At 31.6% G+C, this 11832-nt stretch carries 11 protein-coding genes; all 11 read right to left on the bottom strand.

Translation table 11 applies throughout. From position 1 onward, the window contains the following. Positions 1-116: 116 nt before the first annotated feature. On the bottom strand, positions 117-398 hold the full coding sequence (locus tag RDK80_RS03555; protein ID WP_094900972.1) for a CD3324 family protein: 282 nt from the start codon (positions 396-398) through the stop codon (positions 117-119). A gap of 255 nt (positions 399-653) precedes the next feature. Next, positions 654-1511, bottom strand: coding sequence for an AraC family transcriptional regulator (locus RDK80_RS03550; protein ID WP_308523488.1), 858 nt, complete (start codon positions 1509-1511; stop codon positions 654-656). A gap of 113 nt (positions 1512-1624) precedes the next feature. Then, positions 1625-2554, bottom strand: a complete 930-nt coding sequence (gene pfkB / locus RDK80_RS03545) for a 1-phosphofructokinase (RefSeq protein WP_308523487.1) — start codon at positions 2552-2554, stop codon at positions 1625-1627. Positions 2555-2576: 22 nt separating this feature from the next. After that, positions 2577-3431: a class II fructose-1,6-bisphosphate aldolase gene (gene fba, locus RDK80_RS03540; protein ID WP_308523486.1), complete on the bottom strand. Its 855-nt coding sequence runs from the start codon at positions 3429-3431 to the stop codon at positions 2577-2579. 82 nt (positions 3432-3513) lie between these two features. Further along, positions 3514-4506: a BadF/BadG/BcrA/BcrD ATPase family protein gene (locus RDK80_RS03535; RefSeq protein ID WP_308523485.1), complete on the bottom strand. Its 993-nt coding sequence runs from the start codon at positions 4504-4506 to the stop codon at positions 3514-3516. Positions 4507-4539: 33 nt separating this feature from the next. Further along, positions 4540-5787, bottom strand: a complete 1248-nt coding sequence (locus tag RDK80_RS03530; protein ID WP_256310597.1) for a Gfo/Idh/MocA family protein — start codon at positions 5785-5787, stop codon at positions 4540-4542. A gap of 103 nt (positions 5788-5890) precedes the next feature. Further along, complete coding sequence (locus RDK80_RS03525; protein WP_308523484.1) at positions 5891-7060, bottom strand: SIS domain-containing protein; 1170 nt, start codon at positions 7058-7060, stop codon at positions 5891-5893. Positions 7061-7136: 76 nt separating this feature from the next. After that, entirely contained in the window at positions 7137-7865 is a 729-nt protein-coding gene (locus RDK80_RS03520) for a GntR family transcriptional regulator (protein ID WP_256310599.1), read from the bottom strand. Between the two features lie 115 nt (positions 7866-7980). Continuing rightward, positions 7981-8919: a linear amide C-N hydrolase gene (locus RDK80_RS03515; protein WP_308523483.1), complete on the bottom strand. Its 939-nt coding sequence runs from the start codon at positions 8917-8919 to the stop codon at positions 7981-7983. Positions 8920-9054: 135 nt separating this feature from the next. Continuing rightward, positions 9055-10458, bottom strand: a complete 1404-nt coding sequence (locus RDK80_RS03510) for an MATE family efflux transporter (protein ID WP_256310601.1) — start codon at positions 10456-10458, stop codon at positions 9055-9057. A 262-nt stretch (positions 10459-10720) separates the two neighbouring features. Continuing rightward, positions 10721-11818, bottom strand: a complete 1098-nt coding sequence (locus RDK80_RS03505) for a hypothetical protein (protein WP_256310602.1) — start codon at positions 11816-11818, stop codon at positions 10721-10723. Positions 11819-11832: the final 14 nt, after the last annotated feature.

Here is an 11832-nt window from a genome sequence, read left to right as displayed (position 1 = left end):
TCCTTAAATTTTGTTCTATTTCCAAAATCTATTTTAATTCCTTTTATGCTACGTTTCTACCTTAAACTCTTTTCATAAAAAAGAATAAGCCAATACACTTAAAGTGCATTGACTTATTATTCTCTAATTGTTTTTTTCATTTTAAGGATAATACGCTGTATACTCTTTTCAGATAAAAAGTATTTCTTAGCTAATTCCATAATTTTATGTCCTTGCTGATAATCAGCATATATTTGTTGATTTCGTGCATCTAATTCCCTACGAATATTGGTTCTCTCTCCCCATTCTCGTCTATTATTATCTTTTCTAGGAATGTATATATATTCTCCATCAACGTAATTATGAATTAATTCAATAATTTCTGCTGGCAGAATATCTTCTGCTCTCTTATAGCTCATTTTGCCCTCCTAAAATAATATTCTTTTAGGAATAGCAATGGCTATATGGCAAATTAAATTTTTCAATTAAATTGCAATAGCCAATGCTATGCAAAAATAACATATCTTCTCATAAAGCAATCCCCCTTCTCAAATTAGTATACTTTATGTGAACTTAAGATGCAACTATCTACACTTTCATCTAATATAACTAAAATAAAAAAACGGCAAGCTTTTACTCTTACCGTCCTCCCATTTTCAATTTACTTATCTGTGTTAATTATGTTTTTTTATAACAGGTATCCATACCTCAAACTTTGCATCTTGTGGATCTGGTGATAGATATACTTCAATATCAGGTCCATTGGCATATTCATAGCCTGATGTAGGAAGCCATTCAGTTACAATTCTTTTTTCAAGTTCTTGTATAGAGTATGGCATAGTACCTTCTCCATAAAAAATTGCCCAAGTTAATGCAGGAACAATATATTCTTCAAATTCTTTATCAATAGGCTTATCACTTGCAACGGCAATATAATACTTCCAATTTTCTTCTTCGTTACATGCACTTACTCCAAGTACACCCATGGGCTCAGAATTCATCATGGAAACAAGCTTTTCCACAGTTCCGTTCTCTGCTACCCTTTGCCACATTTGTGGAACAATCTCAAAGTTTTTCTCAATCTCCTTATATAAAGGTTGTGCTACTCCAATGATTCTAAAACTATCTCTCTGTTCAATTCTATAGTTCATCTCCACATCTCCCTTAATTGTTATTTTGAAGCTAATTGGAGGGAATGCTTTGATCAATGCACCTTTTACTCTTGTCTGCGATGGTGTAATTCCATGTACGCTTTGAAAAGCACGGTTAAATGCTGTAGGAGAATTATATCCATATCTTAAAGCAATATCAATGACTTTCTCATTGCTATTTTGCAAATCAACAGCTGCCATTGTCATACGTCTACGACGAATATATTCTGCAAGAGGTACATTTGCTATATAGGAAAACATTCTTTGAAAATGAAATGTAGAACAACAAGCAATCTTTGCAATCTGTTCATAATTAATCTCATCTTCTAAATGTTCTTCAATGTAACTTATGGCGCTATTTAATCGTTCTATCCATTCCATCCTCTTCTCTCCTTTACAATCAAGTATAATATAAGTAAACTATTTTTTCCTCTCTATTAATGCACAAATAAGAGAGCTAGAAAAAACTTCACTTTGATAATCTTCATCTGATTTTACGTTAATTTTTCTATCAATATTTTCTCCATTATTCTATCTACATTATTTTTATTCACTTTACCAGTTTCACTTTCCATTGCATTTGCAGTACCGCAAGCTGCTCCAATTTTTAGCATGGTTTCAAGATCATAGTTTCTGTTTATAGCTACAGCAAATCCAGCAATCATAGAATCTCCTGAACCTATAGGATTTAATGCTCTAATATTAGGTATTATGACTTTATATACATCATCATTATGAGCTGCCATAGCCCCCTCTTCCCCTAATGATACAACTACTATTTCAATATCTTTTCTTGATAAATCTTTAACTGCTCTAATTAATTGCTCATTAGAATCAATCTTTATACCTGTTAAATCCTCCAGCTCTTTTTTATTAGGCTTTACTAAATAGGGCCCCGCATCAATACCAAATCTTAAAGCCTCTCCGCTAGTATCTAATATAAATTTTTTATCCTTTTTCTTTGCAAGATTAATCATATCTCTATATATTTCTAATGGCACACCATAGGGTATACTTCCTGAGGCACAAATAATATCTACTTTTTCTAATAATTCTTCATATAATTTTAGAAACTCGGAAATCTCGTCTTCTGATATAGATGGTCCTCTTTCTAATATTTCCATCTGGCTTCCATCACTGGAAATAACAGCTAAACAAGACCTGGTTTCTTCATCAATTTTTATAAACCTATGTGAAATATCTATATTATTCAAGCCTTTATCTATATAATCTCCACTGCTTCCCCCTAAGAATCCAGTTGCTATTACCGGCTCATCTAGAGTCTTTATTACCTTTGTCACATTCAAACCCTTTCCGCCAATTGTATATTGATAATTATCTGTTCTAAAAATCTTCCCTTTTTCAATCCTATCTATATTGTATCTTCTATCAATGGAAGGATTTAAAGTAATTGTTAATATCACATATATTCCTCCTATCAACTGCTTACACTCTATTTTCACTCCCACAAATCCTAATTTTATCCATAACTACCTTTTTTGCAGCACTTTTAGCGGGAGTTAAGTAATCTCGCGGATCGTTAGCAGTTGGATTTTGATTGAAATATCTCTTAATTTCTTCGGCAAAGGATATTTTAATTTCAGTAGCTATATTTACCTTACATATACCATTTTTAACCGCCTCAATTATATCTCCATCTCCTACTCCTGACGCTCCGTGAAGCACCAAGGGAATATCTATTATTTCATTAATTCTTTCTAATCTATCAAAATCTAATTTAGGCTCTAACTTATATACTCCGTGGGCAGTACCTATAGCCACAGCTAGAGAATCTATAGCAGTCTTATCTGCAAATTCTAAAGCCATATTAGGATCTGTAAGCAAAGCATCTTTATCATCTATAATTCTATTATCCTCCTGTCCTCCAACTCTTCCTAATTCAGCCTCCACAGTAACCCCTTGCTTATGAGCGAATTCTACTATTCTTCTTGTAATATGAATATTTCTTTCAAAGCTTTCCATGGATGCATCTATCATAACAGATTTATATCCTGCATTGATGCATTTTTTTATGAAATCCTCATCTGAACAATGGTCTAAATGTAGTACCACGGGAATATTCGTCTTTTTAGCCCCTGCTTTAAGTATTGACACCAGATATTCCAATCCGGCATAATTCACAGTTCCAGGAGTAGTCGCTATTATTACAGGTGATTTTAACTCCGTGGCTCCTTCTAATACAGCCTGTATAGTCTCTAAATTATGTATATTAAATGCTGGTACAGCATATTTATTTCTCTTTGCATCCAATAAGATTTCTTTAGTTGATATAATATCCATTGCTTCTTCCATCCTTTTAATAAGATTAATGACCTATTTTTTTACTTTAATAATGATAAAATCACAAAATATCGATTATACATCAATATCTTATTCTCCATTTTACTTCTTCTTCCAATAGAGTTTCAACAATTTTAAGATTGTCTTCCCGTGTGAAAATTTTATAAGCATATAATGCAGCACCAGCTACAGGTGTTAATATTGGGTTTATCAATTCTATATTTATATTCAAGTTATCTAAATATGATTTTAATGGCTCTAAGATATATCTTCCTGAATTGAAAACTCCTCCTGAATAGGATACCAATACCTTTTCTTCTGATAAGAAATCCAGTTTTTCTATTAAAGCTTTAATTGTAAGATAATGTTCATAGGCTGATTGGGAAAATGCATCTATTGCAAATTTATCTCCTACCTCAGCAGCTTCATGTAGTATTATAGCTAGTTCTGCAATCTTATCCCTTTTCATCTCATATGTAGTATAGATTAAATCTATTAAATCAAAATCATTTTGGATATTAAGTTTAGACTTAAATATATCATATAATTGTGTTTGTTCCAGTCTGCCATCAGCTTCCTTTGAGAATATCTCTATAGCCTTTTTTCCCAGCCAATATGCAGAACCCTCATCACCGCAGAAATATCCCCATCCTCCAGCTCTATGCAATTTACCGTTTTTATTCATACCAAATCCTATTGCACCAGTACCCGCTACTATATTTATGCCTAGTTTACAGGCTAATGACCCTGCCCATGCTGCTACAGCGTCATTAGCACATTCAAAAGAATTCTGCTTAAAAATATCATTTATAATTAAATCCATTTTTTCTACATCATCCAATATTTCTCCATAGCCCGGTATTCCTATAAACGAATAATCAATTTGTGATATTGTAGTATCTGCTTTCCTACATACTTCATTTACACCGTCAATTATAATTTCCTTAAAATTTTGTAAAGATGTCTGTTTATAATGACAAGTGGCCTTGGTAGTATGTCCCAAAATCTTTCCATTTTCATCTATAATTATAAATTCTGTGCTAGTTCCACCACCATCTATACCTAGAAATATCAAGAAAACTCCCCCTATCATCATAAATCTTGTCTATTAAAAATTGTTATAGTAATCTTTCATATCAACTACAGTTTTGTTTAATCTTGACTCCTCTGCTGCAAACGCCATTATATGACTCTCAACAGAAATCTTAGCAGAGGTTAGAGCTTTACCTTTATTTGATTTAATCAATGATAGAAAATCCCCCATTATACCTGTATCTCCACCTCCATGACCTCCAGCTACTATCTGTGGGTTGATAACTCTTTTTTCATTAGATGCAAATAGCTGCACTTCAATTTCGTTCATACTGTCATCACCACGAATTACACCTTTAGTACCCATTATTTTTATAGTTCTATGGACTTTATTGGTAAATGCTGATAAGTTAAAATTTACTGTCACTCCATTTTCAAATTCAAGTATAGTAGATTGATGATCCATAACATTATTGTCACATTCAAAAACACATCTGCCATAAGGGCCTTCCTCCAAAGCTTTATCAATTGATTCCACAGTTTGAGTCTCTGTAATTACAGTTGTAGGCCATCCTCCTATATTTTTATAATATAGTTTTTTTGCTGAATAAGGACATTCATTTTCAATTTTACAGCTAAGACATCTACTCCCAGCCTCTTTAGGTTTTCTTTCTGATTTAAAATAGCTTAACTCACCAAATGAAGTAATTCTTGTACAATTACTTCCAACTAACCACAATAAAATGTCTAAGTCATGGCAGGATTTTTGTAATATTAAGGGGCTGGATAGCTCCGAATTCCTCCAGTTTCCTCTTACAAAGCTATGAGCAAAATGGAAGTATCCAATATTTTCATTATGTTGAATAGTCATTATATCCCCTATTTCTCCTTCTTCTATAATTGCTTTTAAGGTAGAATAAAAGGGGGTATATCGCAGTACATGACATATCATAAATACTTTGTTATTTTTTTCTGCCAATCTTCCTAACTCAATACATTCTGTCGGATTATTAGACATAGGCTTTTCCAATAAAATATGATAACCCTTTCTTAATGCCTGTGATGCAGGCTGAAAATGAGTGTTATCAGGAGTTGCAATGATTACAGCATCACAAAATTTATCCTTTGCCAGCAGCTCTTCCCATGTTTTAAATTCATTCTCAGGAAGTATATTATGTTTCTCACAAAACTCCTTTCGTTTCAAATCATTAGGCTCTGCAACAGCTATGAATTCAATGTTTTGTGGATATTTCAACCCATAATTTCCATAAACATCCTTCCCACGTTGTCCAGCTCCTATTAAAGCAACTCTTATTCTATCCATATTGACCCTCCTCAAATATATTACAATTAACAATTAAGGAAGCGATCTGCAGTCGCTAAAAAGACCCCAAAGCCTGATCCTAACAAATGTTAATTGTTAATCGTTAATTATATTCATAGATATTTACACCCTTAACAACTCTATTAACTAATCCACTTGGACTAGGGTTATCAGGTTCTATCTTTGTTTTGATTGAAACCTTCAGAGCCAGTACCTGAGCAAATAATGCATACAGTAATGCTGCAAACCCATTATCATTAATATTGCTTTTTTCCTTACTTAAATAAATATAATGATCTGATAATTCCTCAACCTCTTTTAGATAATTGTTTGAAATCGCAATGACTTTATGATCTCCTAAATCATGATATATTTCATTCAATAGATCTAAATCATATTTTCTTGAATATTCATCAAGTGATAAAAAGATAAATACTAAGGTCTTATCATTTAAAATTGATTTAGGACCATGTCTAAATCCTAAAATCGTTTCACTAAATGATGTTATTTGACCTCTAGTCAGCTCTAAAAGCTTCAGAGAACTTTCCTTCGATAAGCCATAAAAACTTCCAGACCCTAGATATACTACTCTTTCAAAATCATAATCTATTAATTTATTCAGCTTACTAAATTGATTTTTTAGAACATCATCACCTATTTCTACCATTTCCATGACCTGTTTCTTTTTTTCCTCGAAAGCTTTAATATTAAAAGTCAATAACGCTGCAAGAGTCATACAAGAAAAACTGCTAGTCATTGCAAATCCCTTATCATTAGATTCTTCAGGCATCATGAGCAGTAGTACATTTTCTTTATTCTGAGCTATTTCAGCTAATTTTCCATCTTTGTTACAGGTAATGAAAACATGGCTGACATCATCTATTAATTTATTAGCTAAATCATATATTGCAATACTTTCAGGACTATTTCCAGATCTTGCAAAGGAGACCATTAAGGTAGGAATATTCTTCTTGAAATAGGTCTCTGGATTAACTACAATATCAGTACTGGGTATTGATTCAAAAATATAAGTTTTGCCTTTATTCAATTGAGACGAAACAATATCACCTATATAAGCAGAAGTACCTGCCCCTGTAAAAATAACTCTAATATTTTCCTTAATTAAATTTTCGGTAATGAATTTATCAATCTTTTCTCTCTGAAACTCAACAATCTTTAATGTCTCTAACCAAAGTTCTGGCTGCCTAAATATCTCTGTAGCTGTATTAATTCCCTTTAATTCTTTCCAATCATGGACGCTAGATCCAAACATTTTATCACCTTCCTAATCTTTTTTAATAGCGATATTGTAGTGTCATCATGTTGTCATTACCACTACTTTTAAAAATTTATTTTTCTAGCAATATAGAATATTTAAATTTATCTCCTCTTGCAATGCTTCTTGTATATTCAACTATATTTTCATTATCATAGGTTATCCTCTCTATCATCATACTAGGTAATCCAGAAGTATATCTAAGCAGTTCTGCTTCATCTGTTCTAGTAAGAACCGATCGAAAGACCTCTTCTGCTGATGTGATGGATATGTTATACATCTTTGCAAATATATCATACATAGGATTTTCTTCCAATAGTTCTTGAGTCAAGCCTAAAAATTTAGCATAAGGTACATAGCTGGTTTCTAACATCATTGGCTCATTATCTGCAAGTCTAAGTCTAGTGAATATATATATTTTTTCACCAATATTTAGATTCATTTTTTTACTTAGTTTCTCATTGCAACTAATAATCTGGAAATCTAGAACTTTAGATGATGGAATCTTACCAATTTTTTTCATCTCTTCTGTAAAACTATAAAACTTTAATAAATTTTGTTTAAACATCTTAGGTGAAACAAAAGTACCTTTACCATGAAGCTTGTAAATATAACCTTCTTTTTCTAACTCCTGAATAGCTTGTCTAACTGTAGAACGACTTATATCATAAATATCACATAGCTCTCTTTCAGATGGCAATTGATCATTTTCTCTAAGATTACCTTCTTCAATCATATTTATAATAATATCCATGAGCTGAAAATATAAGGGCATTTTATTTTGTTTATCTATAATTTTCATATATATATTACCACCCTATTTATAATAGTGGTTCGTACCACCTAAATTTAGTCTATATTATTTTGTAAAAATTGTCAATTACATAAATTATATATTACAGATTTCCCAATCTTTGCTATTTTAACTTTTCTACGATAAAATCTGTATCTAAAAAAAACGCTTGTCTTTTATCCTTATCTTCTATGTCTTCAAATCCTAACTGATAAACCGTTGGATTAGTGTTAGATTTTACAGTTAGTAGTTTATGTTTTGAATCATAGGAACAAATATATCTAGTATAAGTAGTATAATTATACTTTTCGTTTCTAACAAATCCATTTGGCATAGTCATTGCAGCCATTATATTATAAGAATATGCAAGTGCCTCTTTCGAACTATTGGGCTTAATATTCATTTTAGTTAGATAAAAGGCTTTAATAAATCTAGAAATAGGGTCATAACCTCCTGGCAAATTTTTAGCAGAGTTAAAATCTGCAAGATTATCTAAATCTAAAATTTGCTTCAGTCTTCTAACATGAGATTCAAAGCCTGGCGAATTGGTCATTACATCATATGGATTTTCATAATATATCAATTCTCCTTTTCTAGGTTCAATAATAATGCACCTTTTAGTAGAATCAGCAAACATAAAATGAAAATCTGGTGATATTACATTTTCCCCCATATGATCTTTAGTAGACATATGAATATTTGCTAAATCCTCAATTAATTCCTTTACAGATTTGTAGTTTGTAAGGGCATATGTCAAGTAATTCAGACTAGAAATATTAATCTTTTCTGATTTACTTTGATTAGCATAAAGATTGAATCCTGAAAAAGCATTGGTAATTCCCATTAATCCATGCTCATTTATACCGTCTTTCAATGGATCTCGATTTTCAAAACATATACCTAATGTCTTATATTTTGAATACAAAGGCTTTCCCATTAAATCATTACAAAACTCATACTTTTTTGGCAAATAGATTACATTGTAATTTAAAGGAACTTCATAATCCATTGTCCTACCCATAACACAACCATCTTCATAATTTATTTTTATACCTGTACACATATTATCCCTCTTTTATTATAATGTAAGTGAACTATTTCTTCCTCTATATTAACACGCAAATAAAAGAATTATTACAAAATTATCAATAACCTAATTACAAAAACGGAGAATTAATTCTCCGCTCTTATCATTATTTTATTCAACTATTCCAAGAGTTCCTTCACCTTGGCATTCATCATCTAATTTTATTACTCTTTTTTGCCACCCATTTCCTCTATATATCCAGTAACCATATAAGCAAACAATAAGGTTACTAAAGCTCATAGAGAACCATATACCTGAAGATCCCCAGTTTGTAAGATGTTTAAATATCAATATCATTGGAAGTCTCACAAACCAAAGTCTGCCTACTTCCATGGCCATGGAATATTTAGTATTTCCAGAACCTTGGAATAATCCTTGTAATACGCTAAATATTCCCATTAACGGCATAGATAATGATATATAAAATAAATAGGTCAAACTTAGTTCTATAACAGAAGGATCATCCTTTGACTGCATAAAGAAGTTAATAATGGGGTTATCAAATACTATTAACAGTATACATCCCACAGATCCTATGATGATAGTAAGTTTCAAAGCCTTGTGAAATGCTTCCTTTACTCTATCTATCTGATTTGCACCCATATTTTGCCCCACTATTGCAGTCAGTGCAGATCCTAATCCCATAGCTGGCTGCATTACTAATGAGGTTATTCTGTTAACCATAGCATATGCTGCTATAGTAGCTGTTCCATAGGAACCAATAAATCCATTTAGTACTATAAAGCCTAAGGATGCTCCTGATTGCCCAATTGTAGAAGGTAAACCTACTGTAACTATTTCTTTAATTATTTCTCCATTAAATTTAAATCCTCTAAAGTTTGGTCTAATTTTATTCTTCTCACTAAATAACATCATAAATCCAACTACAGCTAAAATGGCTCTAGATATTAATGTAGCCCATGCTGCTCCTGCTATACCCATATCAAAAGTAAAAATAAATATAGGGTCTAAGATTACATTTATAATTGCAGAAATACCACTAAGTACAGTAGGAGTTATTGTATCTCCCTGTGCATTCATCATGGAGTTGATATTAAAGAATAGAAACATAAAAGGCATATCTAGAAATGTAATTCTCAAGTAAATATTTCCTAGTTCAGCTAAATCACCAGTAGCACCCATTAATCTGATAATTGTTGGGCTTATGATATATCCCATAATTGTAAACACTATTGAAGACAATAATGTAACTGCCATTAGTTGGGTAGAATATTCTTTTGCTTCTTTTATTTTGTCTCCACCTATTAGCTGGGATAAAAGTGAAGTACCTGCTATAGATAAGCCAATTCCTAATGATATAAATAAGAAGTTTACTGGCCATACAAAAGCTGTAGCCGCAAAATGAACTGAAGATATCATGCTCACATATAATCCATCTACTAAATTGTATAATGTCTGGATAAGACTATTAATCATAATTGGTATAGAAAGTGTAATAAGTACTTTATATATACTTCCCTTTAATATCATTTCTGTTTTATTTTGTTTATTCATATTCTACCACCTTATTATATATTTCGGGTCACTAAACATAAATCTATTATATCATTTTATATGAAAAAGAGAAGTAGTAAAATTAAAATATGCAAAAATAATATAAGTTAGACGTCATCTGTCTAACTTATATTACCATGTGTCATAAAATTTTAAATACCTGAAACTTATAAAATATCTTACTAAAATATTTTAAGAGGAAGGAATCCTTATGGGGAAAGGATTTCCTTGTGAATCTATTGAGTACTCAAATTGAGTTTGCTCACTTAATTAATTGTTGTTTATAAGCTACCCTTATCCTTATAGTTTTCACTAACATGAATCCTAATAGGATAATACCTACATAGCCGTTTATTACATATATTATATTTACTAATCTATCAAATGGAACTTTTAAACCAATAAATACACCGATTGCAGCCAATACTACTGTTAGCATTCTAAATTTATTGGTCTTTTCTTCTGAAAATCTGGCAACAACTTGCCATAAAAGTGGAACTGCTGTTGTATATATACCAGCTACCACTATAAATGAAAATATTATAGCTAATGTTGAATTTATATTTCCAGCTAATATTAGTGATGGTACCATTGAGCCAGCTAATTGTTCAATATTTGCAAGGATACCTAGAGTAATGATTGTCAATGCCACACTAAATCCTACAGCACCAAAGGTCACTCCAAGAGCAGATTCTTTTCTGCTCTTGCTAGATGCACCCATGGATGTCATAAATCCAGCCAGCCATAGCATACAAAATCCTACATACGAAGCCGCCGCATAAAACCAATTAGAGGATGCCTTCAATAAATTGAGTTGTGGTATTATTTCATTTGCTGAAGCTAATCCCTGTGGATTTTTTACTATAGCAGATATTCCTAGAATAATTGTTAGGAAAATTATAGCTGGTCCTATTTTCCCTATTACATCTACTATCTTTCCTAAGCCAAATATTACTGTTCCTGCTGCTAATATTCCCATCATTATTCCTCCAACAAATGTTGGAAGTCCATATTGCTGATTTACAGTTGCACCTGCTCCTCCTATCATAACTATAAATGACATATAGATAAAAGCAATAGAAAAATAATCATAAAAACTTCCAATTATATTCCCACAATAATATTTATATACATCACTTCCCTTAGGAAACTTATGTTTTTGACCTACAGTTACAAAATCAATACCCACATAAAGGAATAATAAAAACACTACTACTACTCCTAATATTCCTAGATAACCATAGGAACTAAAATATTGTAGTACCTCTTGCCCTGTTGCAAATCCTGAGCCTATTAAAAATGCAATAAATGCACCTGCGTACGTCATAACTCTTCCCCAGCTTATTTGCTGTTTTTCCATAATTACCATCTCCT

This window comes from uncultured Tissierella sp., assembly GCF_902479755.1.
Classification (GTDB): domain Bacteria; phylum Bacillota; class Clostridia; order Tissierellales; family Tissierellaceae; genus Tissierella; species Tissierella carlieri.
This window is presented reverse-complemented; position numbering and strand designations above follow the sequence as displayed.